Origin of the sequence: Mycobacterium sp. D16R24, from assembly GCF_002013385.1 — a bacterium.
In the GTDB taxonomy this organism is placed as follows: Bacteria; Actinomycetota; Actinomycetes; order Mycobacteriales; family Mycobacteriaceae; genus Mycobacterium.
The window spans coordinates 14,958-41,922 of sequence record NZ_MAEV01000015.1; the positions used below are offsets into that span (position 1 = coordinate 14,958).

General features: G+C 63.1%; 19 protein-coding genes and 1 tRNA gene. 8 read left to right on the top strand and 12 right to left on the bottom strand.

The annotated features are described in order from the left end of the window. Positions 1–117 precede the first annotated feature (117 nt). Positions 118–384: a hypothetical protein gene (locus tag B4383_RS13675; RefSeq protein ID WP_078290916.1), complete on the top strand. Its 267-nt coding sequence runs from the start codon at positions 118–120 to the stop codon at positions 382–384. Positions 385–401: 17 nt separating this feature from the next. On the opposite strand, the gene B4383_RS13680 is transcribed toward B4383_RS13675, so the two are convergent. Further along, entirely contained in the window at positions 402–2,762 is a 2,361-nt protein-coding gene (locus B4383_RS13680; protein ID WP_078290918.1) for an arylsulfatase, read from the bottom strand. Positions 2,763–2,936: 174 nt separating this feature from the next. On the opposite strand from B4383_RS13680, the gene B4383_RS13685 reads away from it, so the two are divergent. The 3 genes from B4383_RS13685 to B4383_RS13690 all read left to right on the top strand — a co-directional run bounded on the left by B4383_RS13685 (position 2,937) and on the right by B4383_RS13690 (position 7,044). Further along, positions 2,937–3,752, top strand: a complete 816-nt coding sequence (locus B4383_RS13685; RefSeq protein ID WP_139360762.1) for an RsiV family protein — start codon at positions 2,937–2,939, stop codon at positions 3,750–3,752. Between the two features lie 1,107 nt (positions 3,753–4,859). Next, the gene (locus tag B4383_RS26330; RefSeq protein WP_139360763.1) at positions 4,860–5,345 is read left to right on the top strand and encodes a hypothetical protein; all 486 of its coding nucleotides are present in this window, start codon (positions 4,860–4,862) and stop codon (positions 5,343–5,345) included. A 586-nt stretch (positions 5,346–5,931) separates the two neighbouring features. Beyond that, complete coding sequence (locus B4383_RS13690) at positions 5,932–7,044, top strand: DUF4062 domain-containing protein (RefSeq protein WP_078290921.1); 1,113 nt, start codon at positions 5,932–5,934, stop codon at positions 7,042–7,044. A gap of 327 nt (positions 7,045–7,371) precedes the next feature. Here the strand turns inward: B4383_RS13690 and B4383_RS13700 are convergent, their stop codons facing one another. From B4383_RS13700 to B4383_RS13720, 5 genes are all read right to left on the bottom strand, one after another. Beyond that, on the bottom strand, positions 7,372–8,241 hold the full coding sequence (locus B4383_RS13700; protein WP_078290927.1) for a hypothetical protein: 870 nt from the start codon (positions 8,239–8,241) through the stop codon (positions 7,372–7,374). 226 nt (positions 8,242–8,467) lie between these two features. Beyond that, positions 8,468–8,541, bottom strand: a tRNA-Ile gene (locus B4383_RS13705). Between the two features lie 50 nt (positions 8,542–8,591). Then, positions 8,592–10,148, bottom strand: coding sequence for a DUF4173 domain-containing protein (locus tag B4383_RS13710; protein ID WP_078290930.1), 1,557 nt, complete (start codon positions 10,146–10,148; stop codon positions 8,592–8,594). After that, on the bottom strand, positions 10,145–11,161 hold the full coding sequence (locus B4383_RS13715; RefSeq protein WP_078290933.1) for a HAMP domain-containing sensor histidine kinase: 1,017 nt from the start codon (positions 11,159–11,161) through the stop codon (positions 10,145–10,147). The genes B4383_RS13710 and B4383_RS13715 overlap by 4 nt, the downstream gene beginning before the upstream one ends. After that, positions 11,158–11,820: a response regulator transcription factor gene (locus B4383_RS13720; protein WP_078291253.1), complete on the bottom strand. Its 663-nt coding sequence runs from the start codon at positions 11,818–11,820 to the stop codon at positions 11,158–11,160. The genes B4383_RS13715 and B4383_RS13720 overlap by 4 nt, the downstream gene beginning before the upstream one ends. 124 nt (positions 11,821–11,944) lie before the next feature. Here B4383_RS13720 and B4383_RS13725 point away from each other — a divergent pair, with 124 nt between their 5' ends. Beyond that, positions 11,945–13,180, top strand: coding sequence for a DUF445 family protein (locus B4383_RS13725; protein WP_217697791.1), 1,236 nt, complete (start codon positions 11,945–11,947; stop codon positions 13,178–13,180). 91 nt (positions 13,181–13,271) lie between these two features. Here B4383_RS13725 and B4383_RS13730 read toward each other — a convergent pair whose 3' ends face one another. Both B4383_RS13730 and B4383_RS13735 read right to left on the bottom strand, forming a co-directional pair. After that, on the bottom strand, positions 13,272–14,648 hold the full coding sequence (locus B4383_RS13730) for a metallopeptidase TldD-related protein (RefSeq protein ID WP_078290936.1): 1,377 nt from the start codon (positions 14,646–14,648) through the stop codon (positions 13,272–13,274). Continuing rightward, the gene (locus B4383_RS13735) at positions 14,645–16,159 is read right to left on the bottom strand and encodes a TldD/PmbA family protein (RefSeq protein WP_078291256.1); all 1,515 of its coding nucleotides are present in this window, start codon (positions 16,157–16,159) and stop codon (positions 14,645–14,647) included. Before B4383_RS13735 ends, B4383_RS13730 begins: the two co-directional genes overlap by 4 nt. Before the next feature lie 41 nt (positions 16,160–16,200). Between B4383_RS13735 and B4383_RS13740 the strand changes: the two genes are divergently transcribed. Genes B4383_RS13740 through B4383_RS13750 form a run of 3 tightly spaced genes read left to right on the top strand, consistent with a single transcriptional unit; the run spans position 16,201 to position 19,143 of the window. Next, positions 16,201–17,079 carry a sugar ABC transporter permease gene (locus B4383_RS13740; RefSeq protein WP_078290938.1) on the top strand — a complete coding sequence of 293 codons (879 nt, stop codon included), beginning with the start codon at positions 16,201–16,203 and terminating at the stop codon, positions 17,077–17,079. Next, entirely contained in the window at positions 17,066–17,881 is an 816-nt protein-coding gene (locus tag B4383_RS13745; RefSeq protein ID WP_078290940.1) for a carbohydrate ABC transporter permease, read from the top strand. The genes B4383_RS13740 and B4383_RS13745 overlap by 14 nt, the downstream gene beginning before the upstream one ends. Continuing rightward, on the top strand, positions 17,881–19,143 hold the full coding sequence (locus B4383_RS13750; protein WP_078290942.1) for a sugar ABC transporter substrate-binding protein: 1,263 nt from the start codon (positions 17,881–17,883) through the stop codon (positions 19,141–19,143). The genes B4383_RS13745 and B4383_RS13750 overlap by 1 nt, the downstream gene beginning before the upstream one ends. A 71-nt stretch (positions 19,144–19,214) precedes the next feature. Here the strand turns inward: B4383_RS13750 and B4383_RS13755 are convergent, their stop codons facing one another. The 4 genes from B4383_RS13755 to B4383_RS13770 all read right to left on the bottom strand — a co-directional run bounded on the left by B4383_RS13755 (position 19,215) and on the right by B4383_RS13770 (position 26,925). Then, complete coding sequence (locus B4383_RS13755; RefSeq protein WP_078290945.1) at positions 19,215–20,354, bottom strand: hypothetical protein; 1,140 nt, start codon at positions 20,352–20,354, stop codon at positions 19,215–19,217. A gap of 25 nt (positions 20,355–20,379) precedes the next feature. Continuing rightward, a complete protein-coding gene (locus tag B4383_RS13760) occupies positions 20,380–23,661 on the bottom strand; it encodes a methyl-accepting chemotaxis protein (RefSeq protein ID WP_078290948.1) in 3,282 nt (1,093 codons plus the stop codon). Positions 23,662–24,121: 460 nt separating this feature from the next. Further along, positions 24,122–24,928, bottom strand: a complete 807-nt coding sequence (locus B4383_RS13765) for an energy-coupling factor transporter transmembrane protein EcfT (RefSeq protein WP_078290951.1) — start codon at positions 24,926–24,928, stop codon at positions 24,122–24,124. Beyond that, positions 24,925–26,925 (bottom strand): ATP-binding cassette domain-containing protein, encoded by a 2,001-nt coding sequence (locus B4383_RS13770; RefSeq protein WP_078291257.1) that lies wholly within the window; start codon positions 26,923–26,925, stop codon positions 24,925–24,927. Before B4383_RS13770 ends, B4383_RS13765 begins: the two co-directional genes overlap by 4 nt. Positions 26,926–26,965: the final 40 nt, after the last annotated feature.

The window sequence follows — 26,965 nt, forward strand, 5'->3', positions numbered from 1 at the left end:
CCACGGTGACACAGTGTGGCCGCGATGACGCAAGTAGACACCTACTCGTTCTGTGAGTTCACCGCTTCGTCAGGTTGTGGCTGCCCGGAGCGCACACCAGCGCGTAGCATCCGATTCGTGAGCATCTGGCGGCGTATCGATGGCAAGCACACCGGTGTTGGTCGTGACGAGCCTGTGGCCGAGTGCGGCCAGGAAGTCGCCGAGGCCGCCGCGGCGCCCGGCCCGATCTACATCTGGGATGGCGCCACGCCGGAGGATCGGCAGGGCGGGTTCGCGATCGACGAGTACCACCCCGGTTCGGCGGTGACCGCACAGATCGTGATTGAGGCCGCGAAGAAGCCGCCGTTCGGTGAGTGGGAACAGCTCACCGACTGGCCCGCCTAGTCCTTTAGTCCTTGGTTTCAGTCCTTCGCGAAGGCGATCGCGAGTTTCTTCTCCAGGTTTTCGTACGGTTCTCCGGAGATGTCGACGACCACTTGCGCGATGGTTCCCCCGGTGAAGGCGTACGGCGCCTTGTAATCCGAGGACACCGCCGAGCCGCTGTTGCGCCCGATGGACAGGCTGGCACCGGCGAGACCGAATGTGCCCGGGTGGATTTCGACGGCACTCAGCGATCCGACGGCTTGCTCGTCGATGAAGAGCGTCACGTCCCCGAGCGGGGTGTGGCTGCCCGCGACGGTGCCGGTCTTGGCGAAACGAGCACCGAGCACATGGGCGCCCAACGGCACCGCATCGGCGGAAGAGACCCTCTGCTCCTTCTCCCCCATGAAGTTGTAGATGTAGTGCAGCTTTCCGTCCTGAATGAAGAGGACGTGCCCGCCGTGCGCGCCACCCTGTTTGAAGATGACGCCTTCGGCCTCTGAGTCCACGGTGACTTCGGCGAGGATCGAAAAGGACTGTCCGCGAATGTCGACGGCGGCGCCGATGCCCAGTTCGGCGGTGTTCGGGTAGTAGATGAAGGACTTACGCTCCCCCACCAGGTAGGGCCGCCACCGAGTCAGGGTCTCCAGGATGTTCAGGTCGGCCAAAGGTAGGCCGTTGTACTTGGCGGCCTCATCGAACCAAAGTTGTTTGAGCTCTTCGAGTTTCTCCGGGTGGACGTCGGCCAGGTCGTGGCATTGGCTGCGGTCGGATTCGATGTGGAACAGCTCCCAGCGGTCCTTGTCGAAGTTCGACCAGCCCGACGGTGTAGCGGCGTGCACGGTGTTGGCGAACCAGCCCTGGTGCCAGATGCCCCGGGTGCCGAGCATCGTGTAGAACTGGGTGTCCTTGCCGGTGTCCGCGTTTGGATCTTTCAGCGCCGCCGTGAAACTGATGCCGTCGAGCGGCTTTTGGGCGATGCCCTTCACGGTGTCGGGCGGGGTGATGCCCAGCAGGTCATAAATGGTCGGGGTGATATCGCTGACGTTCACGTAGGTGTCGCGCACCTCGCCGTGCGCGGCGATTCCCTTGGGCCAGCTGATGATTGCGGTGTCGGCGATGCCACCCTCGTGCGAGGCGTAACGCTTATAGAGCTTGTAGGGCGTGTTGAACGCCATCGCCCACCCGATTGGGTAGTGATTGTAGGTTTCGGTGCCGCCGAGGTTGTCGTAGAACCGCAGGCTTTCCTCGACGGTGTCGATGTAGCCGTTGAAGAACTTGACCTCGTTGACCGAGCCGTTGGGGCCGCCCTCGCCGCTGGCCCCGTTGTCTGAGATCACCACGATAATGGTGTTGTCGAACTGGCCGGACTCTTCCAGGTAGTCCAGGACGCGGCCGATCTGATCGTCGGTGTAGCTCAGGAAGCCAGCGAAGACCTCGGCCATGCGGGAGAAGAGGCGCTTTTCCTCGTCGTTGAGCGAGTCCCACGGGCGCACGGTGTCTTGCAGCGGCCAGGGTTCGCCGTTGGGTCCCTTGACGTCGAGATACGGGTTGACGGGCGATAATTCGGTGTCCGACGGGACGATGCCGAGCTTCTTCTGATTCTCCAGCACGATCTCGCGGTAGAGCTCGTAGCCCATGTCGAACGTGCCGGCGTACTTGTCGGCCCATTCCTTGAAGACGTGGTGCGGGGCGTGGCCGGCGCCGGGGCAGACATAGGAGAACCATGGCTTGTCGGGGGCGATCACCTTCGCGTCGCGGATGAATTCAATGGTCTTGTCGGCGATGTCCTTGGACAGGTGGTAGCCGTCCTCCGGGGTGGCGGGCGGCTGGACGGGGTGGTTGTCGTAGACCAGGTCCGGATACCACTGGTCGGTCTCCCCGCCCATGAATCCGTAGAACCGCTCGAAACCTCGACTCAGTGGCCAATGCCGTTTGGTGGCGGCGAGATTCGACTCTTCCAGCGGAGTCAGGTGCCACTTGCCGACGCAGTAGGTGTTCCAGCCCTTTTCAGCCAGCACCTCCGAGAGCAGCGCGGTGTCAAACGGGATGCGGCCGCTGCAGTTCGGGAAACCGTCGGTGAACTCCTCGATGGTGGCCATGCCGACGGTGGTGGAGTTACGCCCGGTCAGCAGCGATGCGCGGGTCGGTGAGCACAGCGCGGTGGTGTGGAACTGCGAGAGCCGCACACCGCGCTCGGCGATGCGGCTCATCGCCGGCATCTCGACCAAGCCGCCAAAGCAGTCCCAGGTGGCGATGCCGGTGTCATCCCAGACGAGGTACAGAACGTTGGGCGCACCCTCGGGCGCGGCGGGGGCGGCATAGGGAGTCCAGTCGGGCTCGGAATCCCTTATGTCCAGGGCGATTTTGCCGTTGAATCCGGAGTCTGGTGATCCCGCCATGGCTGCTCCCTCGTAGGGGTTCAAGATCCAAGAACGGTGTGATCGTAGCGAGGTAACGGGCCTGCGGAGAGCGCTTCCACCCGATTATCAGGCAACGTCAAGGCGCAGTTCAGTTCGGTGGCTCAGTTCACCGGTCCGGGCACTTGGTTCACGTTGCGAAGTTAGAGTGCAGACGTGCCCTTCTTATCCATGCGCTCTGTGAGCGCGTCCGTGCTGGCCACGGCTGCCACCATCTTCGGTTCTACTGGCGTGGCGGTGGCGGCGCCGCATGATTACTGCGCCGACCTCAAGGGCAACAACACCGGTAAGACGTGTGAGATCCGCCTCTCCGATACCGGGTACAGCGTCGACATCACCATTCCGCTGAACTACCCGGACCAGAAGCCAATCGCCGAATACGTCGCCAAAACGCGCGACGCGTTCCTCAACACAGCCAAGTCCAGTACCGCCCGCAGTACGCCGTATCAGTTGAGCATCAAGCCAACGGAATACACCTCAGCGATTCCCCCGCGCGGCACGCAGACCGTGGCGTTCAAGGTGTACCAAAACACCGGGAGCACGACGACAACGTTCAAGGCGTACAACTGGGATCAGAGCTATCGCAAACCGATTCTCTACACGGTCGCGCAGGACGACAAAGACAGTGCCGCGTTGTGGCGGGTAGACGATCCGCTGAAGACCGTCGCGCCGATTGTCCAGGCTCAGCTGCAGCAGCAGCTGGCCCCACCGCCGGCGGCGACTCCCACGCCGACGACGACCTCAGGGCAGCCGACCACCACCACGTCGACGACAACTACGACGCCACCGCCTCCCCCGCCGCCGCTGCCGTTCTCCACCGCGTCGCTATACAACCCTTCCAACTACCAGAACTTCGCCGTGCTCAACGACGGGGTCATGTTCTTCTTCGACCAAGGCGCGATACTGCCCGACTCATACGGGGCGTTGCAGGTGCTAGTGCCACGGTCAGCGATCGACCCGATGATTGCGTAGCGGCATGGGCGAAAGACGCGAGAGCAGTTAGCTTTGCGCTCAGACTGAAGGACCCAGGCAAACTGCGGTCAATCGCGGAGTACGTAGAGCGGGAAACATCGCGCGGCTCCAGAGTCTGGGTTCGGACTGATAGCAACACAAAACGGGCGAAGAATGATTTCGAGCAATTGCCCGGAACTATAGATCGATGCCAGAGGATTGCCGGGAGTGGGCCAAGTAGAGCCGGACAGCTAGTGGCGACACTGTCGTCATTCCGGTTCAACCGGTGAGAAGTTGCGCAAAGCCCTTAATTAGATCACGTAATACGATGCGATACTGCTGATCGCGCTGAACAGCAGCCCGATCACCGGGCAGAAGCACCTGATATGGCAGCCCGTCGATGGCACTTCTGCACAAAAGCAGACAGCGATGAGCCTATTAGCATGTCAGATTGACACCGAAATCACCAATAGGCGGCGGATTCAAGATCGGTGTAACTAACCGGGATCGGAGCCCCAGTCACGATGCAGGACTGCTTTCGTACCAGCGTGGCGCCAATAGGAACGCACGCCACCTACTCAAGATTCCAGTTCGGACATGTAATGGAAAATGCCGCATCAATGATGCGGCATTTTCGTAAGACCTGGGTGCGAGTACCTAAGCACTCGCAGGGACACCTCGTACCGCCGTGCTTTGGCAGCCCCAGGAGTTGCGCGCCCCACCTTCGATCGACTCAAAGCGAAGGGCCATAGTCGAATAAAGTTCAACTAAGATCTAGGATGCCACATCATTGCGAGGAGGACAACCCTGACGTCACTCATTGCCTGGGTCGCGGCTGACACGCGTGGTCCTTCGTCTCTCAATATCGCGACTGATAGCAGAATCACATGGGCGAACGGGACGCCGCAGCCCTATCGGTGGGACCAATGCAAGAAGGTATACGCGTCATCGACATCGCCCATCGTTATGGGCTTTACCGGCGACGTCCTGTTTCCAACACTGGTACTGCCAGCGATAATTGATCGAATCGATCGAGGAGTTTTCCGCGAGGACGGATCAATAACACAGGGAATAGTCGCGGCGCTTCGACGGGCTTGGAGAGACTACCCGACTGCCGTTCGCGGAGGCATGACCATTTATGTTGGGCAACGAAGCGGTAGTGGTATGTCGGCGTCGTTTGAATTGATATCAATATCGGCGACAACGACAGATTGGACAGTCACACCATTTGTTATTCCTTCTTCTTCGACGTGTATTGTTATCGATGGCTCCGGAAAAGCTCCCGTCACGAAGGCACTTGAGGCCTGGCAAGCGACAGCCGCCGCCGATACAAGCCGCGCAATTTACAGCGCGTTCGTAGATGCGGTTGTGGGTGCAATCGACACGAAATCGGGAGGCGCACCCCAGTTAGGTTCGCTCTACAGAGTAGGCGCCGGCCGCCTACTCGGCATCGTTCACAATAATCAAAGATTTTTTGCCGGATCGCATCTCATCGGCGACGAGGAGGTGAGCGGCGTCGAGTGGCGAAACGCCCTGTTCGAACGCACCGATGGGAAATCTAAAATCAGATTGATTGGCGCTCAATCACAGCCCAGGCCACTTGGCTGCCAGTAATATATGTTGCCGCCACAGTTATTATCTGTCGAAACCTACAACACAGATCGCAATGACCGGGCTAGGGTTACTCGGAACAGCGTTTCGAGCTCCGTCGTATTTTCCGGCGTGAATGCAGTCGGCGGCAAGATCGCCGTCTTGGCGAGATTAATCTTGAAAAACAGCCTCCTGAAGCCGGGCGGGCGGGGCTCGAACCCGCGAGCAATGGATTATGAGTCCGTTTTCATAGGGCCTCTACCCACCGGTCGGGGGCTTACGCTGCGTCACAAAATACCTGCTAGACCACGTTTTCGGCGTAGTTAGGGCGGGTTCCGAGCGGAGCGCGGGCGGGTTCCGATGGCCCCCTGGCGGGCGGCGAGGCTCGAACCCGCGACCAAGGGATTATGAGTCTCTAGACAAATAAGGCGACGAGCAGGTGAAACATCGCCCCATATTGGACAAAACTGCTGCAAGCGCGCGGTTTTGTCCAATATAGGGACGAGATCGGGGTCCGGTCGGGCTGAGGTTGCCCCCTGGTCGCCGGGGTGTACTGCGACACGGGAGGGCGGTTCGCCGACGTGTTAGTCGTCGATGCGACGATTAACACGTGAAGAAACGCTATCAAGTTTTCGTCAGTTCGACATATAAGGATCTGACCGAGGAGCGCGCGACGGTCATCCAGATGATCCTTAACCTGAACCACTTCCCAGCGGGCATGGAGATGTTTCCCGCGGCGAATGAGGATCAGTGGAGGCTGATCCAACGAGTAATTGACGAAAGCGACTACTACGTGGTCGTCGTAGGCGGGCGCTACGGCGCGGTGGACGAGGTATCAGGCGTTAGTTACACCGAGCGCGAGTACGACTACGCCATCAGTACCGGCACGCCCGTGCTGGGCTTCCTACACAAAGAGCCCGAGACAATTCCAGCTGGGAAGACTGACCAGAACGACGATGCACGCGAAAAACTCACTGAATTCCGCAAGAAGGTAGAGGGGCTACCGGTCAAATATTTCACCAGTGCTGCCGAACTCGGCGGCCAAGTAGCCGTCAGCTTGATGAACCTCATCGACTCTCAGCCGACCGCCGGATGGGTACGAGGCGATACTGTCCTCAGCCAAGATGCCGAGAAGGAGATCCTCACTCTCCGAGCGCAACTCGCCGAAGCGCGGGAGAAATCCCAGACTCTTGTCGTTGCGAAGGGCCAAGGAATGGACCCGTCTAAGCTCGCCCAGGGAGAAGACCTCTGCGGTTTCCCGCTACGCGTGTACTCGAAGTCCTACAACGATCCGTCCGACATGTGGGTTTGGCCCGACGTGACATGGAATGACGTCCTCGCCGCGATCGGACCCGCACTTATCGACGAAGCAACGGAAGACGACATCGAAGAAAAATTTGAGCTCTGCCTCTACAGGGGCAAGTTGAGCAAAGAAGAACGTACTGCCGTAAAGAAAGTGACGAGCACTAAGCTGCAATGTCAGCAGGCAGACTTCGAAACAGTCATTGTCCACTTTCGCACTCTCGGGATCATCGAATCCGGCACGAAGAAGCGGGTTCCAAGCGATACGAAAAAGTACCTCCGCCTAACGGCACTCGGTGAACAGAAGCTAGTGGCGCTCAAGGTAGTCACAAAAGACATACCCGATACCGCTGCCGCGGACAAGGTTTCGAAGACAGCCGCGAAGAACGCTCCCGCCAAGAAAGCCGCATCAGCCAAATAGCGGTACGACATTTCCTGGCAGCGCGCCGGGCTCTACCAGGGCAGTTGGTTCCGGCAAAGAGTTCGCCGCCGCTGCCTCATCCTTCGGGATCCAACCGCCATACACGTCCAGCGCCAGGGTGTAGGTGCTGTGCCCCAACCACTCCGGCGCGCGTATATATACCCTCCAGTTCTCCTCGGGGTCGTTTCCGGCCGCGGCCGGGGGTCGGCGTGCCTGGTCGGGAGCTTCGGGCAACGGCGGCGCCGGGAACTCAGCCGGGGCAAGGAGGCGTAATGAGCATCCGCCCGACCGCCCCGGCTGGCCTATGAAGTTGAGTTCAATCGAACGCTACGGCTGCACCTTGCCGGTGGTGAACCACCCTACGAGCGTAACTGCAAGCAACACAGCAGATTCCGCCTCGGGTTGGGTAACGGCAGGGACGCCTGCCATGGATGGACCGCCATGGCGGTCGTGCTGGCCCACCCATAGCGTCTGCATCATGCCGAGAAGAACATCGTGCGTCGGGGAATTTGCGTCCTCGCGGAGATGCGGCAGCTTCCACGATCCGCTCTTCACCTGGCCGTTGACTCGGCCCAATGTCGCGGAGCGGTCGTTCGGACACACCACAGGAATGGCAGCATCCTCAACGGCTTTCACCGCCAGCGAATACGCCTTTGAGGGATCGGGGTTGACACCGTATGCCGCCTCCCATGCCGCTCGTAAACGCCGTCCGGCATCTCCACGTTGGAACGTAGACTCCGCTCCGTCCTGAACCCCGGCAGGCAAACGCTTGACGAGGCCGATCTTGCCCGCGCGTTCTCCAACCTTCCACGAAGACCCGGACTCCAAGAGCATCTCGTTGAGGCTTGACGCGCCACTTACGGACGAATAGTTAATGGAGACCAGGTAATCCACCAAGCGCCAAGTCATCGTATCCGACCCGCTGACGGCATTCTTCACAGCCGTGAAGCTGCTTGCTGCGTACGCGCCGGAATCCGCGATGCTGATCTTCAGCACGCGCTCGCACTGCCGAGCTAGGCCCACGTTGAAGCCGCCACCGCCTGACGCCCTCAGGGTCACGCCGAACTTGCCGTTGATCCACGTCCACAGCGACCGGTACAGATAGTCGGGCACGTCGTCACGAAGCGCGGTGTACTCCGCCACCTCGTCGTTGCCATCCACACCAAGGGGCAGCCAAATCTCGCCTGTCGTCGTCATGGGGCAATCTCTCCGCTCGCGACTAGCGTCACCCTGCGCGCGCTCGTATGTTCAAGTCCGTCGCCACAACAGTATGGCCGCGCCCCGACACCGACGGGCACGACACGCCGACGCACGGTGCTTGATTCCGTCGAGGCATCTGCTTAAATCTATAGCCCGCATGTGACACACGAGGTTCATGGGGCCCATGGGACTACGCATGACGCGATTGGTGCCAGGCACTTTGTAGGGCGGGCGGGGCTCGAACCCGCGACCAATGGATTATGAGTCCACGGCTCTAACCAACTGAGCTACCGCCCCTAGCAGGTCACGACTCTAGCCGATCCCCCGCCACACCTCTGAAAGCCAGGTCACCTACCGTCGCGATCCACGTTGCACGACGCTGCCTTGACCTCGGCGGACCACACTTTCGCCCGGCTTACGTTGTACTCGTACCAGGGCGCCGTGTCCCGCAAGTGATACGCAATCTTGCCCTGCACGCAGTCCCGCACATCCTCGGGCAGCGACTTCGTCGCGGCGAACGCGTCGGACGACAAGCTCCCCATGTACCACTGGTCGATCTTGCCGGTCTGCTGGAAGAACTCTACGTTGCGCTGCGCCACATAGCCTTCCGGGTTGAAGATCGCGAGCCCTAGCATCCCAAACGCGCCAACTGCCACCACCGCAGTGGGCAGCCATCGTGCACTCATCCGAATCCCCGCCACCAGGATTAGCACCAACACGATGGCCATGCCCAGCTCGATCCAGCGCACCAACAGCCGCTCCACGCTGAACCCGTACGCCTTCTCGTACAACGACATCCGGTGAACAGCCGAGACCACGATCACCAAAGTGGTCAGGCACAGCCCACCGATCAGCACCCGCAGGTATAGCCGGTCGCGGGTATCTTGACGCCCCGCCACCCGGATGGCCACCGCGATCACACCCATCACCAGGATGGTGACGAACAGCAGCTGCCAGAAGCCCTGCCGCGCATACTCTGCATAGGTCAACCCCTCAGTGACCTGCACATGCTCATCTCCCCCGAACAACACCGAGATCTGCACGCCCACAAACGCAATGAACAGCAGATTCAGCGCCGCCAGCGGCAAGCTCCACTCCCAGCGCGGCAGCTTCTTGGGCTCCGTCGGCGCCAACCGGTCAAAGCTCGGCGGCTTGGACAGCACGTAGATGGCACCCAAGGCGAACCCGCCGACCAGCACACCAACGACCATCCGCCCGACCACCTCCCCAAAGGACACGAACGGCAAGACCCCGCTGATCAGCGCACTGAACCGTGCATCGGCGTCGGCCAGCAGCGCCCCGAACGCCGCCACCAGGCCGACGGTGATCAGCACGACGATGGCCGCCCGGTCCGGGTTGATCCTGCGGCCACGCGACATCGTGCGCGCGCCGCGGCGCATCCAGCCCGCCACCCGGAAAGGTGCCCTCAGCATCACGAACTGCCCGTAGATCAGTCCCGTCCACGTCCGCACGGGAGCCAGTGCGTAGAGGAACAAGGCCCCCGACGTCAGGACACACAGCGCGACAAGCCATCCCGCATCCCGCACGGTCGGCACTACCGCCAGGCACAGCGCGAGCACCAGCGCACCGATGCGCGTCGGCGTCCACTGCACTTTCCGAGTCGCGAAGGCCGCGAGCGCTACCGTGAACGCGGTCAGTGTCCAGCCCAGACCCGGAAGTGAGGAGCGCCAGCACAGCGCCGCGACCAGGCCCGCCCCGATACCGCTGAGCAGCGCGCCCTGCGTCATCTTCGAGCGGATGTCACGCGGCCAGGCCATCAGGAACCTCGTCGGCGGCCCCAAGATCGGCACCGGCGGGCGCGGCACGGGCGGCCCTGCAGGCGTACCCGGAACTGGAGCCCCCGGAATCGGATACGGCGGCGGCACTATCGAACCAATGGTCATGAATTCCCCTCCTCGGATTCAAACTGCGGCAACGTGACTCGGACCCGGCAGCCGGGTGCGTCCACGATTTCGATACGACCGCCATGCAGATCGACGGCCCACTGCGCGATGGCCAGCCCTAAGCCTGTGCCACCATCGCGCGATCCCCCGTGGGTGAATCGTTCAAACACTCTTGATCTTTCGTGCGGCGCGATACCGGGCCCGGTGTCGGCGACCTCCACCAGCAGCGCGTCATTCTCGGTGCGTGCGAACACCGACACCTGTCCCCCGGGCGGACTGTGCCGCGACGCATTGTCCAGCAGGTTGGCCACCACCTGATGCAGCCGGGCAGTATCGGCGACGGCTTGCAAGTCGAACGGCTCGACCGTCACGTGATAGCGCACCTGACGTCCGGTGGTCTTGGCTTCGGCCACCGCCCCGTCGACAAACTCGCGCACCCCGAACGGTTCGCGTTGCACCGGAACCGACCCGTTCTCCAGCTTCGACAGATCCAGCAGATCATCCACCAGCCGGCCCAGCCGTTCAGTCTGCGCCAGTGCGGTTTTCAGCGTCGCCGGGTCCGGCGCAGCCACCCCGTCGACGATGTTCTCCAGCACCGCCTGCAGCGCCGTGATCGGTGTGCGCAACTCGTGCGAGACATTGCCCACCAACTCACGCCGGTACTTCTCGGCGGACTGCAGCTCGGCGGCCATGTGGTTGAAAGCCGTTGCCAGCTGGCCCACTTCATCACGAGAGGTCGAGCGAATACGGCGCGAGTAGTCGCCCTGCGCCATCGAGCGCGCGGCCGCCGTCATGTCGCGCAGTGGTGAGGTCATGCCGTGCGCCAGAAACCACGTCACCCCGAAGGACACAAATAACGCGAGTGTGAGCGCGTACCGCAGCTTCCATTCGGCGGTGATCCACAGCAGGCAGGTGGCAATCAGCAGCGCCACTCCCACCAGCACCGCGGTCTTGAACTTGAAGGAGCGCAACGGATCCAGTGGGCGTGGCAGCAGTTCCAGCAGTTGGCTCATCGTGGTACCTCCAATGCGTATCCGATGCCGTGCACGGTGCGGATCAGCTCTTGACCGAGCTTGCGGCGCAGCGCCTTGATGTGGCTGTCGACGGTGCGCTGGCCCGACGGCAGCCCCTCGCTCCAACCCCACACCTGATCGAGCAGGCGCTCACGGCTGATCGCCACCCGCGGGTTATCGGCCAGATAGGCCAGCAGATCGAATTCGGTGCGGGTCAGGTGCACTTCGTCGTCACGCTGATAGACGCGGCGCTCGGAGACGTCGATGCGCACCTGCCCGATGCGCACATCGGTGCTCGGCGCCGCTACCCGATCGGTGCGGCGCAGCAGCGCCGCCACCCGGGCGACCAGCAGCCGCATGCTGAACGGCTTGGGCAGGTAGTCGTCGGCACCCACCCCCAGTCCCACCAGCATGTCGGTCTCGGTGCCGCGCGCGGTGAGCATCAGCACCGGGATCGGCGCGTGCGCCTGCACCTGGCGGCAGACCTCCAGGCCGTCGAGCCCGGGCAGCATGACATCCAGCACCATCAAATCCGGCGGGTTTTCGCGGCAATGCCGCACCGCGTCGAGTCCGTTGTCCTCGGTGTCGACGGCGTACCCCTCGGCCCTAAGCCGCGCAGAAATGGACGCACAGATGGTGGGCTCGTCGTCGACGACCAAGATTCTTCGCTGGTCTGGCACATGAACAGGTTATTTGACGGTTGTGGTGATCGCTGGAGCCTTTTGTGAAGGTTCTGTGGACGTATCGCCTCGCGAGCTGCGATAACGCGCCTACGATCGGCGCGTGAACTTCTGGCTCGATGTCGCCCACGACATGGCCGAACATTGGGTCGTTTACCTGTCGATGCCCTTCATCGCCGCGCTCATCGGGTACGTCACCAAGCTGGTGGCCGTCGAGATGATGTTCCGCCCGCTGGAGTTCGTCGGCATCCCGCCCTACCTGGGCTGGCAGGGCATCATCCCGCGCAATGCCGCGCGCATGGCACAGAGCGCGGTGTCACTGCTCATGGAACGGCTCATCGATCCGAAGGAGCTCATCGACCAGCTCGATGTCGATGACCTGATCGACAAGATGCGCCAGCCGTTGCGCAACATGATCGACGAGGTGACCCGCGAGCTCATGTTGTCGCTGGCCCCGACGGTCTGGGTGTCGCTGCCACAGGCTGTGCAGGACACCGTGATCCGCCGGGTCGAGGACGCGGTACCCGAGCTGCTCGCACAGTTCAAGACCGAGTTGCGCGACAACCTCGACGCCATCGTCAATCTCAACACCGTCGCGGTCAACGCCCTCACCAGGGACAAGTCCATGACCGTCAAGATGATTCGCACGGTCGGCCGCAACGAGATGCAATTCATTGTGCGGATTGGCATTCCGTTCGGATTCGTTCTGGGTCTGGTGCAGGCGGTGACGTGGGCGCTGACCCACTCGCCGTGGATCATGCCGCTCTTCGGTGCCTTCACCGGCCTGTTCACCGACTGGCTGGCCCTGCAGATGATCTTCCGCCCCAAGAAGCCGAAACGCTATCTCGGACTGTTCACCTGGCAGGGCCTGTTCCATAAGCGCCGGGCCGAGGTCACCCGCGACTACACACAATTGATCTCCAACGAGATCCTCACGCCCGAGAACCTTCTCGAAGACCTGCTTACCGGCCCGCGCTCGGATCGCTTCATGTCGCTCATCAGCCAGCAGATCCAGCGTGCCATCGACAACGCCACGGGAATCGCCAAACCCATCGTGGCGTTCGCCGTCGGCAATGATCGCTATGAGGCGGTGAAACAGCAAGTCGCCCAGCGGGTCATCGCGACCATGCGCGAGCGTTCCTCGGAGTTCGGATCGATGGCCGCCAATGCCATGGCGCTGCCCGAGCTTATGGAAACCAAGATGGCGACGATGACCGACGACGAGTTCGAGGGGCTGCTGCGCCCGGCGTTCAAACAGGACGAATGGAAACTCGTCACCGTCGGTGCCGTGCTCGGTTACTTCATCGGCGAGCTGCAGGTGCTGCTGCTCCTGGAGTAGCGCTGCTAGCTCCTCGCCTCGGCGAGACCGAGGTTGCGGCGAATATGTGCAAGACGAATCCGCCACAACCTCGGTTTCGGCGCACAAAGCCCTACTGCGCGGCGCTGACCGAAGACATGTGGAAGTCCGGGATCCGCAGTGCCGGCATGGCCTGGCGCGTCGCGTAATCGCTCCACTCGCGCGGCAGCGTGTACTCGGTGACGCCCACCTGCGACACCCGCCGCAACAAGTCGATCGGGCTCTCGTTGAACCGGAAGTTGTTGACGGCGCCGGTGATCTGGCCGTCGCGCACCAGGTACACCCCGTCGCGGGTCAGCCCGGTCAGCAGCAGCGTCGTCGGGTCCACATCGCGGATGTACCACAGCGTGGTCAGCAGCAGCCCGTTCTCGGTGGCGGTGATCATTTCCTCCAGTGTCGCCCCGCCTCCGCCGGTCATGATGAGGTTGTCGGCGCCCACCGTGGGGGCTGCACCGAATTCGGCGGCGTCGGCACGCGAGTAGCTCAGTGCGTTGATCACGCCGTCGCGCACCCAGTCGACCCGCTCGATGCCCACGCCATTGTCGAAGACCGACAACGATTCCCGCGAAATGGGGGTCGCCACAAACGGGCTGCTCTCCAGCCCTGGGTACGACGGGTCCGAGTACACCGTGACCGGCAGCTCGGTGAGCCGCTCCCCGATCCGGGTGCCGCCGGGCCCGGCGAAGGCGTTGCGTCCCTCGTGCGCGCCGCGCCCGCCCATCGTCCACACCAGGTACTGCATCAGGTCGCCGGTGGCCGACGGCGGCAGCAGCGTCTCGTAGCGTCCGGCCTTGAGCTCAATCTGATTCTGTGCGGCCGTGAGCCGCTCACTGAGCTGGCGCAGCAGTGATTCGGTGGGCACATCCACGAATTCGGGGGTGCACACCCCGGCCCAGGCACTGCCCACACCGCGTTTGGCGTTGATCTCCACCTGGCCCGTCGGCTGGGTGAACCTGCGGCGCAGCCCGGTGGACGAGGCCAGGAATGTGGTCTGGCGTTCGTGGCGCGCGTATCCGTACAGGGTGTCGGGGCCGTCAAAACCCGTCGACAGATCAGCGGCCAGCGATCCGAACACGTCGGCGCTGGTCGGTGAGATCGCCGCATCCCAGCTCTCCCCCGCCCCATCGCCGGGACCGAGCAGCGGCATGGCATCGCGTGACGGCGGCGCCGACGCGGCCTCGGCCTGACTGGCCGCCACCAGATCTGCGAGCGCGGCCGGATCGGCATCCTCGGTGAGCACCGAACCGACCCGGGTCTGATCCCCTTGCCGCAGAATCGATACCACCGCAATGCCGCGCTTAACCGACTCGCCGTTGGTGGTCATGGAGCTGCCCGCCCAGCGCAGCGATGCCTCGCTGCTGTCCTGGATCAAGACGATGGTGTCGTCGGCGCCGCCGCGCCGCGCGGCCTCGGCCAGGACATCCTCGGCGACCTGCTGTGCGGGGATCACGCGGCACCACCTTCCTGCTTGGTGTTCAGAACGTTGACGCCGCGGAACAGCGCCGACGGGCAGCCGTGGCTCACCGCCGCCACCTGTCCGGGCTGGGCCTTACCGCAGTTGAACGCGCCACCCAGGCGCCAGGTCGATTGGCCGCCAACGGCTTCCATCGAACCCCAAAAATCGGTGGTGGTGGCCTGGTAGGCGACGTCACGCAGCTGGCCGTCCAGCTTGCCGCCGCGAATGCGGTAGAACCGCTGCCCGGTGAATTGGAAGTTGTAGCGCTGCATGTCGATTGACCATGACTTGTCGCCCACGATGTAGATGCCGTCCTCCACACCGGAGATCAGATCGTCGGTGCTGCGCTCGTCCGGGGAGGCCTGCAGCGACACATTGGCCATCCGCTGGATCGGCACATGATGCGGCGAGTCCGCGTACGAGCAGCCGTTGGAACGCTCCTGTCCCAGTCGGGGTGCGAACACGCGGTCCAGCTGGTAGCCGACGAAGATGCCGTCGCGCACCAGATCCCAGCGCTGCGAGGCCACCCCCTCGTCGTCGTAGCCGACGGAGGCCAGGCCGTGCACTTCGTTACGGTCGGCGGTGACGTTCATGACCGGCGAGCCGTACTTCATGGCGCCGAGCTTGTCCGGGGTCGCGAACGAGGTGCCCGCGTACGCGGCCTCGTAGCCGATGGCCCTGTCGTATTCGGTGGCGTGGCCAATGGATTCGTGGATGGTCAGCCACAGGTTGGTCGGGTCGATCACCAGGTCGGTGGGGCCGGCCACAACGCTGGGCGCCTTCACCTTCTCGGTCAGCAGCTCCGGGATCTCGCGCAGCTCGGTGCTCCAGTCCCACACCCCGTCGCTACCGATGGCCTCCCAGCCACGGCCCATCGGCGGGGCCAGGGTGCGCATGGTCTCGAAGGATCCGGTGGCAGCATCAACGGCGATCGCGTCCAGCTGCGACATGACCCGGACCCGCTGCTGGGTAATGGATGAGCCGAAGGTGTCGGCGTAGAAGGTCTGCTCCTTGACCGCCGTCAGGGTCGCCGAGGCGTGGTCCACCCCGTCGGAGGCCAGCAGCCGTGCCGAATACTCCTGCAGCACCGCGATCTTGTCAGCCTGCGGCACCCCGAACGGATCGATCTCATATTCGGACACCCACTGAACGTCGGCATAGACGGGCTCGGCCGCCAGCTCGACACGCTCGCGGTTCAGGCTGCGCAGCCCGCGGGCAACGGCCACCGCCCGGCGGGCGGTCTCGGCCGCGGCGGTGGTGTCGAGCTGGACATGTGAGGCGAATCCCCAGGTTCCGTCGACGATCACCCGTACCGCCAGACCGATGGTGCGTCCGGACACCGCCGTCTCGACCTGCTCGTCGCGCAGCACCAGCTCCTCGTTGATCAGCCGGTGGATGCGAAGGTCGGCATAGCTGGCACCGGCGGCGCGCGCCGCGTTCAGGGCAGCGTCGGCGAGTGCGGCGCGAGGCAGCGCCAGGAAATCGGGATCTACGGACCGAGTCACGCGCTCAACGCTACCGGTGGCGTCCACGGTTTAATGTCCCCGTGCAGGAACACCGCGCAGGTCTCCGACGTTCTGCGCTCGCGTACGGGCTACTGGCCCCGAGCCTGTTCGGCGTGGCAGCGTTTCTACTTCTACCGATCCTGGTGGTGGTGTGGCTGAGTCTGTGCCGCTGGGATCTGCTGGGCCCCATCGAGTTCATCGGCCTGGACAACTGGCGCTCGGTGCTCACCGACGGCGCCTTTGGCCACTCTCTGCTGGTGACGCTGATTTTCGTGGCGCTGGTGATCCCGGCGCAGACGGCCCTCGGACTCTTGGCGGCAACACTGCTGGTACGCGGCCTGCCCGGCACCGTGCTGTTCCGGACCATCTACGTCATCCCGTGGATCTGCGCGCCCCTGGCCATCGGCGTGCTGTGGCATTGGATGCTGGCGCCCACCGACGGAGCGATCGGCGCTCTGCTCGGGCAGCGCATCGAGTGGCTCACCGATCCGACGTTGGCGCTGCCGGTGGTGGCGGCGGTCAGTGTGTGGACGAATGTCGGCTATGTGGCGCTGTTCTTCATGGCGGGTCTGCTGGCCATCCCAGGCGATGTGCACAACGCGGCCCGGGTGGACGGCGCGACGGCCTGGCAGCGGTTCCGCCGCATCACCCTGCCGATGCTGCGGCCCACGTTCTTCTTCGTTCTGGTCACCGGGGTGGTGGGTGCGGTGCAGACCTTCGACACCGTGTATGCACTCACCAGCGGCGGCCCGCAGAACCGCACCGATCTGGCCGCGCACCGCGTGTATGCCGAGGCCTTCGAGTCCGCCCACGTGGGACGCTCGGCCGCCATGTCGCTGATCCTGTTTCTGATCCTGGTCGCTGTCACGGTGATTCAGCACCGCTACTTCCGGACGCGGGTGAGCTATGACCTGGTGTAGAAACGGCGCGGTCTATCTGCTGCTGACCCTCGGCGCTGTCCTTACGCTGGGCCCGTTCCTGTTGGCGCTCTCGGCTTCACTGAAATCGACACGGCAATTCGCGACCGATTCTCCCCTGGCGCCGCCCAATCCGTTCACCATCGCCAACTACACGGGGCTGGCCGACGCCGGGTTCGGACGCGCCGCCCTGGTGACGGTGTTGATGACGGCGATCATCGTGATCGGCCAGCTGACGTTCTCCGTCCTGGCCGCGTATGCCTTTGCACGGCTGCAGTTCCCGGGGCGTGATGGACTGTTCTGGGTGTATCTGGCCACGCTGATGATTCCGGCGACGGTGACCGTGGTGCCGATGTATCTGATGCTGACACAGGTTGGGCTTCGGAACACGTTCTGGGCGTTGGTCATCCCGTTCATGTTCGGATCGCCCTACGCGATCTTCCTGCTGCGTGAGCATTTCCGCACCATTCCCAACGACCTGATCCGCGCGGCCCGCCTGGATGGCGCCAACACGCTCGACATTCTGTGGCATGTGGTGGTGCCGGTCAGCCGCCCCATTCTCATCACGCTGACACTCATCACCGTGGTGTCGCAGTGGAACAACTTCATGTGGCCGTTGGTGATCACCAGCGGAAACAACTGGCGGGTGCTCACCGTCGCGACCGCCGGGCTGCAGTCTCAGTTCAACGCGCAGTGGCCCATCGTGATGGCGGCGACCACCGTGGCGATCGTGCCGTTGGTGATCCTGTTCGTGGCTTTCCAGAAGTACATCGTCAGTTCCATCACCTTGAGCGGACTCAAGTGATGAAATCCTCCACCCGCGCCGCCCTGACTCTGGGGCTGATCGCGCTGCTGCTGTTCGGAATCGCGGGATGGCTAGGGATTCCGAAGACACCGCACGGGAAAACGGTCGTCACCGTCCGGGTGTGGGATGAGCGGGTGGCCGAGGCGTACCGCAGCTCGTTCGATGAGTTCACCCGGCGCGATCCCGGGATCGAGGTCGCGGTCACGGTGACGTCGTATGCGAGTTACTTCAACAGCCTGCGCACCGATGTGGCCGGGCATGGCGCCGACGATATCTTCTGGCTCAGTAACGCCTACCTGTCCGATTACGCCGACACCGGGAACCTCGTCCCCGTTGATCCGCAAGAGGATTGGGATCCCTCGGTCGTCGCCCAATTCACCCGCGGCGGCAAGCTGTGGGGTGTCCCTCAGCTCAGCGACGCCGGGATTGCGCTGTACTACAACAAGAATCTTCTCGACGAGGCGCAGGTGGATCCGGCCGAGCTGGCGGAGCTGCGATGGGACGCCGACCCCGCCGTCGATACCCTGCGCCCGATGCTGCACCGGCTCACCGGGCCCGGGCATTGGGCCTACAACGCCGCCAACGATCTGCAGGGCATCTACCTGAACTACCTCGGGTCGGCGGGGGCCGTCTTCCAGGCCGGCGACAAGTTCGCGTTCGCCAATCCTCGAGCCGAGATGGCGTTCACCTACCTGGTGCAGCTCATCAACGTCGACAAGGTGGCTCCGTCGGCCGCCGACACCAACGCCAACAACGACTTCTCACGCAACCAGTTCCTGCAGGGACGGATGGCGCTGTTTCAATCGGGCACCTACAACCTGGCCCAAATCCAGGCGAACGCCAGCTTCCCGTGGGGTGTGGCGATGATGCCTGCCGGGCCGGAAGGCCGGGTCAGCGTCACCAACGGCATTGTGGCCGCCGCTAATTCGTCATCCCCCCACATCGAGGCAACCAAGCGAGTGCTGGCCTGGATGGGTAGCACCGAGGGCAACGCCTTCCTGGGTCGCAGCGGCTCGGCGATCCCCGCGGTGCTGGGTGCGCGTGAGCCGTACTTCCAGCATTGGACCGCCCGGGGTGTCGACGTCGCCCCGTTCTTTCAGGTGCTGAACGGTGCGCAGATCGCCGCACCGGGCGGGCAAGGATTCGGAGCCGGATTCGCCGCGCTGAAGCCGTATTTCGCCGAAATGTTCCTGGGACGCCTCGATGTGCGCAGTGCATTACAACAAGCGCAGCAGGCGGCGAACACGGCGCTGGAAAAGTAGCGCCGCTACAGCACCTCGAACAACACGACCGCGGTTAGCGACAGTTCGGCGAAGCCGACTCCCGCCACGGTTTAATGCGATAGATGGTCGGCTTTCCATTGTGCATAGCGTTCGTCGAGGATTGCGTCGATGCGTGCTTGGTTTTCGAAGGTGTAGGGCACATGAAAGTAGGACGGCAGGTCTTGCGCTAGCGACGTAAGGTCGGCGTAGTAGCCGGAAGAGCTATCGAAATAACTGCGGGCGAACGCATTTGCCTCGGCGGCAAGCATGTCATCGATGAGGCTGTAGTCAAAGAACCTGTAAAGATCAACTGCGGTGTGACGGTGTTCTAGGTAGGAGTCGACTTCGCGGCGAGCGTTCTTGGCCTGGCGAGGACTCAAGAGACCGCGTGAGGCCAGCCAGCCAAGGAAGAATGCGCCCAATACAGGAGCCTGCTCGTTTGCTTGTTCGCTGGTAAAGCCCTGATCTTCCTGCAAGGAGTTGACATGGTTTTTAGCTTTGTCATAAGCGTGAGGGCCAGTTGCCACCTGCCTGGGTACGCTTGCTTCCCGTGACGCCGTGTACGCGTCATACCCGCCACTGATGGCCACTTGAGCCGAGTAGCCAAGAGTGCGACCGCTGGCTAGCCCGCGGCCAATTGTATGGAAGTCATAGATGCATTGGGCTTCGAAATCCACTGACATTTCTGTCCACAGTGGATCTTCCAGTGCCCTCGCAACAACCACCCGCCGATAGCTATCTCGGTTGCGATTTTGCTTGGCGAGGTCGAGGCGCCAGTCATACCCTGGACGTTTATCGATGACGACTTGGCCCAGGGCGATGGCGACGTCCATCAGCATCGCCAACACAATGTGCTCGCCCTCCTTGCGTAGCGGTAACCACGCTTCCGGGCTGGCCGAGAATGTCGAGACATGGACACTGGGCCACTGCGTACGTGCCCACTGATCCAGTTCTGCTAGGAAAGCATCCGGGTCAGCTGCCGCCAGCCCCGCGTGTAGATCGACATCGAATTCCCGCAACAGATCTGCCAAAATCTCAAGCCTCGCGGCTCGCTGGTCAAGCAAATACTTCAGATTGGCTTCACATTGAGCCACGTTCAATGTCTGCGGTGGTCCGGTAAAGGGAGTCTCATAGGGCGGATAGTCATCAAGCAGCCGCTGTAGGCGACCGCCGTCCGAACCGTCTGGTCGACGGCGAAACAGTCCGAACACGTCTAATCCAATCTATCCGCAATTGCTAACTGAACAAGCCTTTGACAGCGCTCCATCCCTTGCTTGCCAGGCCGCTACCGGCGACACCACCGATAACGCCTCCAATGATCCCACCGACCACGGTGCCTGCCCCAGGGACCACAGAGCCTATCGAGGCACCTATTTCGGCACCGGCCCATGCCCCGGCCGCTCCGCCGGCAAGATTGACGCCCGCCTCCACCGTCTTTTCCCCAACACGGTTTCCGTCGGCATGAAACGCCTCACCGAGCTGAACCGCATCTACCACCACTCCGATGGGGCGTGCGACCTTGCCAACTTTCTCCAGGGTCTGGCCCGCTGCCCTCAGCGCCTTGTTATCGGATAGTCGCTGACCATCTCGCTCGGCCTCACTCCGGATCAAGCTTTCTGGGTCGTTGCTGCTATTCGTCTTACCTAGCTTGGATTCAATATCGATGCGTTTGGCATTCCGGGGGTCTGCCGGGTTCGGTTGGTCTACTTGGACGTCAACACGACGTGATCCTGTCGGATACGGCTCCCCTGGGGTCACCGGGACCCGCTTACCGTTCTGGAGTACCTGCATTTGCTCCTGCACAACATTGCCGGGGGCCTGATACCGCTTGGCGGTCTCGTGTTCGGCTTCGGCGCCATTGATGTTGTTCGCCTGGCCCATCGTCTTTCCAGAATTCTTGCCTACTCCACCAGGCGGTTTGGGGTATATGGTCGGATCAACCTCAATCCCATGGCTTTCCAACATCTGTCGCAGTGGACCGGAAAACCCTCCGCCCTCGTTCCAAGGGCTTCTCGTGAATTCCCAGCGCACGGTCAGCTCTGGATTCTTGACCAGTGTCTTGTACCCTGCATGTCGGACACCCTCCGCAACACCTGTACCTGGCACCGTCGGGAAATTGGATGCTTCCTGCACAAGGTCGTTGTTGAACTGGTCGACAAAACCTGGATCACGCTCTGCGAGGGCCGAACTGATTTCCTGGTAGGCAGCATCGCTTCGAGCTGGATCCTGGCGGTCGGCATCCATCACCAACCACGCCAGAGACTGGGTATCCACCTCGCCGGTTTCTGAATTGGTCACGGCAGAAACAAGATCCGCACTGTTGGTGGCCCCCGACAATGATTCGGATGGATCAGCGGGAACCCCACCTGCACCGAGGCTAGAGACAGAGTTGACCGCCCCGGCTCCTTGCGAGGTGAGCTGGGAGCCTTGCCCCACAAGATCGGTGACCTGTGATGCTTGGTCGTTGAGCTGCGTGAACTGCTCGGCCTGGGGTTTGAGTTGTGGATTGACATCGCCGACTGTTTGAGCGACTTGATCGGCTTCCTTCTGAGCGGTTTTCACGATCTGGCTGCCCGCATTGACAGCGTCGGCCGTGCCCTGGATGCCCTGAGCAGCGCCCTGCACCAGCGTGATCGCATCCTGCGGATTCACCGCACCGGACTGCGCCGAGGAAGCCAACGAGGCGCCGGCCTGGGCGGCCGAGCCGAAGCCCTGGGCGGCCTGCCCAGATGACTGCCCGATCTGCTGACCCGACTGCACATATGTCTGAATATCGCCCGGAAGCCCCTGCACCGCTTGCGATGCATCCTGCCCCAGCGCCTCGGTGTCCGGCCCTTGCTGTTCATCTTGCTTGCGGCGGCGCGTCGAAGCCGCACCCAACAACAACGCCGTCAGATCGTTATCGCCAGACTGCTGGTCGCTATCCCGCTCGTCGTCCTTGTCGTCCTTTTTCTTGTCCTTCGACGGGAACTTCGGCGGCTGCTGCTGCTTGTTCTGCTTCTGCTGTTGCAGCTGCTTGGTGAGATCGTCCAGACGCTGACGATCCTGGCCTGCCTGCTGCTGCCGATCTTGCAGCTGACGTGTCAAGTCATCGATCTTTTGTTGATCCGACGACCGATTCGGCTGCTGCCCAGAGTTCTGCTGCCCCGGCTGTTGCGGTTGTTGCGCGGGCTGCTGCACGCCCTGATTCGGTTGCCCACCTTGCGATCCCGTATTAGTGCCAGGGTTGGCTTGTCCACCGTTGTACTCCGGATTCGGCGTACCGGGCCCTTGGGTGTAGGGGGTGGCGTTCTGATAGTTCGGGATCTGCTCACCGTTGGCCGCCCGCTGCCACGAGCCATCAGCGTTCTGCCCAGGCGACAACCCCTGCTGCGCCGAGCCGCTGTTGCTTGGGCTCGAGGCGTTCGCGCCCCGAGCGGGCTGCTGGTTGTAGATGCTGATGCCGTTGTTCTGGTCCAGACCCGGCATGCCTGAGTTGGAGCCCTGGTAGTCGGGCATCTGATTCGGCATCTGAGGCGGCTGAAACAGCTGCCCGCCCCCAGGCGGACCGTCATTACCGCCAGGGCTGCCACCGCAATCTGGCGGGCACGCAGCATGAGCCTGCGGCACCGTTGCCGGGGTAAACCAACCTAAGCCCAGACCGCCTGCGGAAAACATCAGCACCGCAACAACACCCGCAGTCGCACCTGCCTTCTGCGAGCCGCCCGCAGCCCACCTATACAGGCCTGCAAGACCGTTCCAGAGACCGGCATTCGAACACACTGCCACCGCAAGCATGACCGCGATCGCACCTGCTGCGGTAAAGAGCTGCGGTCCCATCACCACCGGCGCCAACGTGGGGGCGAGCCAGGCCGCCAGCGCAATCAAGCCAACCGCGCCTGCCACCAAAACACCCACCAACCCCGGGTGCCAGCTCCGGGTATCTTGCTGGCCGGCTCGTCCCCGCCGAGAACGCACTCCAGCCAAACCGGCATCGACTAACGCCTCTCGGGCAAGCCCGAACAAATACCGGCCGCCCGTGAACAGCGCGGCACCCGACACGACCGCGACGAGTAGCTGACCCGCGCCCATCGCGATCGACCACGTGCTCTGCCCTGTCGCCGACGCCCACCACGCGAGATAACCGCCCCGGAAAACCCACCAAGTGCCAACAGCACCTGCAAGCAGGCTCAGCGCGGCGAGTACCGCCCGCGTCGGCTCCCCGACTCGAGTCTCGACCGCACTGAACATCGCCGAAATGATCGGCTGGCGCCCCCAAACAGCCAACTTGATCCCGCCGCTCAAAGCGATCAGCAAGATCAACAACTCAGCTGCCCAAACAAGCCAAGCTCCTACCCCTTCACCGGTCCGATGGAGGCCGTGGAGCCCGGCGACCGCACCCGTTGCGACGACCACACCCGCGATCGCCGCAGCGACCCGGCGACTCGTGAAACCCGCCGACCAGTTCATTTTAGCGAACTCTCTATTAGCGAGAGAATCCGCCCTAACGATGGGCTTCTCGTCCAACTCTGCACGCATCACTGACCCCTCCAGCCATGTATGGCAACTAGTTAATGAGGACAATACGCATGCATATCACGACTGTCGAGCCATATGGCAAATACAACGAGCTGAGATCAACAACCTGGGATCTCGCCACCTATCAACCAGCACGGCGGATGGAATATCGACCAGATGGCGGCAGCAGCAAATTCAAGATCATGGCAGGATGGAACAGGTAGCGACGGTCATGGATCCGGTACCGGCCGACTCAACGCTCACCGCCGAGCTTCGCCCCGAGGAACGCCTAGTCCAACGGCATCGTCTATCGAAGGTGCCCAACCGCGGCGGACAACCGCGCAGCGGACGCCGCTTCTCACGCCAACTTGGGATACCAGACATCGACGCGGCACCCACCGACGACGACGTGGCTTGCCATCGAAAGAGCAAGGGCCACTGCAACAAAGGCGTTAAACGCCGCCAAAAGGTAAGCCTCGCACTACAGCACCTCGAACAACACGACGGCGGTCCCGATCGCAATGATGATCAGCAGCGCAACCGCATCACGCAGGCCCGGCCGCGTCGGATGCGCCGCAATCTGCCCAGTGCCACCGCGCGCGGTGATGGCATCCCCCATCTCGGAGGCGCGTCGCAGGGCGACGGTGATTGCCGCGGTAAGCATGTCGACCACCTCGGCTACCCACCGCAGCCCGCGCCTGCCCTCGCGCACCTGAGGCGGACGCAACCTGCGAGCGGCGATGAGTACCCGGAACTCGTCGGACAACATGGGGAACGAGCGCAGCGCGAGCGCCAGGGTGGCGGCGCGCTCGTCGACCGGAATCCCGAAGACCTTCAATGGTCGCCCCAGCATGGCCACAGCGGGCGCGATCTCGGAGACATTCGTGGTCCACGACACCATGGCTCCCGTACCGAGCAGCACGATCGCCACCGCGGTGGTGCGCGCCACTGCGAGCACACCGTGGAATCCGATAGTCATCCCGCCGATATGCCAGAAGGGCGGCCCGCCGCTGAAGAACACCGTGAGGCTGCCACCGATCACCAAGGCCACCATCCAGATCGGGATCGTGGGCATCGCACCGCGCGGGATATGGGCCAACCACGCAGTGAGGATCACCAGAGCCGCCACCGCGCCGATAGCCGTCCAGGTGGGGAACAGCGTCAGCAGCACCGAAATAAGGAAGACCGCAACAAGTTTGGTTCCGGCCCACAGCTCGTGGATCGGGGAGGTGCCGGGGACAGGCCGCAGCAGTACCACCGGGCGGCGCGGTGCACGTGTCGTCGTCATGAGCGGTTCCCCGAGCCCACCGATTCGGCCAGCAGCACGCCGGATTGCAGATGCACAGTCCGCGGACACAGTTCCTGCATGCCATCGAAGTCATGCGAAATGACGACGATGGTGAGCCTTTCCCGCTCGCGTACCTGAATCAGCAGTCGCAGCAGCCCGGCCTGCGACTCGGCGTCCAGCCCCGCCAGAGGCTCGTCGAGAATCAGGGCACGCGGAGAACGCGCCAACAGCCCGGCCAACACCACGCGGCGCATTTGGCCTCCGCTGAGCTGATCGATGGGGCGCTTGAGCAGGTCCGCCTCCAGCCCGACGCTGGCGAGGGCGTGCACCACCCGGTCGGTGTCACGGGCGGAAAACCCTGCCGCCGAGGCTATTTCATAGTCAACGCGGCTGCGCAGCAGCTGCAGCCGCGCGGCCTGGAAACTGATGGCCACCGAGCCCACCTGCTCGGACACCGGCTTGCCGTCCAGTAGGCACTGCCCCGAGGTTGGCTTGGTGAGTCCTGCCGCGATCCAGGCCAGCGTCGACTTGCCCGACCCGTTACCGCCATGGATCAGCACACCATCGCCCTCGTGCACCGCCAGCGACACGTCGTGCAATGCCGTTTTCGCCCAGGGAGTTCCGCTGGCGTACTGGTGCGCCACGGAATCGAACTCGAGAACAACGGGCGACTCGACGTCGGGCCGCGCTGCCGTGGTGGTGGGCACCGGCACGGTCTGTATCGCCGTGCGCGCCGTCTTGCCGTTGACCGCGCGCAGGGCGATCTCCCGGTCGGCGGCAGCGGCCTCGGACTGGAAATGGGTGATGTGCACCACCGACATCCGGTGCTGCGCGGTGAGCCGTGACAGCACGCCCAGCAGGTCCTCGCGCCCCTTCGGGTCGACCATGCTGGTGATCTCGTCAGCCACCAATAGCGCGGGGTCGCGCGCCAGGGCCGAGGCCACCGCCAGTCGTTGCAGCTCGCCACCCGAGAGCGAGGAGGTGCTGTGCTGGCCCATCCCGTCCAGACCGACCTCGCGCAGCAGACCCTCGATGTCGACGTCGTGATCGGCGGGCAGACCCCACACCACGTCGTCGGCGACCTTGGTACCCAGCACCTGACTTTCGGGGTGCTGCATGACGATTGCGGTGCCACCGATGGCGCCGAGCCCCACCGAACCCGGCCGCTCGATTTCCCCCGATGTGGGTTCACGCCCCGCCAGGATGCGCATCAGGGTGCTCTTGCCCGATCCGTTGGGACCGGTGATCGCGACATGCTCGCCGACCTCGATGCTCATTGAAAGCGGGGCCAGCGCATCGGATTCACCACGCGGATACCGGAATCGCACATCCCGTAGGCGCGCGGGCACCGGACCCACCGCACCCGCGGGCGTCGGTGGGTCGAGCTGGTGCACGTCGGGGATCACCGCCAAGCGATGGATCACGCGAGAGAGTACCCACCAGCCAAACAGCGCGTTGAACAGCACGAAGACGAAGACGATGCCACCGATGAACCACACCCAGTTGCGTATCGCGAAGTCGATCGCGCTCGTCGCGTTCACACCCACGGCTTCCAAATGCGGAAGGTGAGCGATCATCTTGAACAGGCCCTCCAGCGAGGCGCGCAGCGCGTCGAAGAGCAGGTTGCGCATGCGGTCCAGCAGGGCCAGCGCACCGACCGCCAACGCCGCGATGATCGCGCTGCAGATGACCCCGAGCACCGTCAGCAGGGGCATGCCGTGTCCGCGGCGGCGCACCACGCCGGTGAGGCCACCGATGTACACGCAATTGGCCATGGCGATGAGACCGCCGAGCCCGGCCAGCAGGAAGGCGATGACGCCGCCGGCTACGGCGGCGGCCAGCAGCACGCGGACGCGGTAGCGATATCCCAGCAAGCCCATGGGTACGGCGCCGAGTAGTTGCACGGCACCCAAAATCGGCAGGGCGACCCCGACGATGACCATGGCGGCGGTGAGCGCGGCCATGACGGCCGCTTGAGCCAGTTCATCGGGTTTCAGAGGCACCCTGGTGAAATTCACTTCACAATTCTGCCAGCAG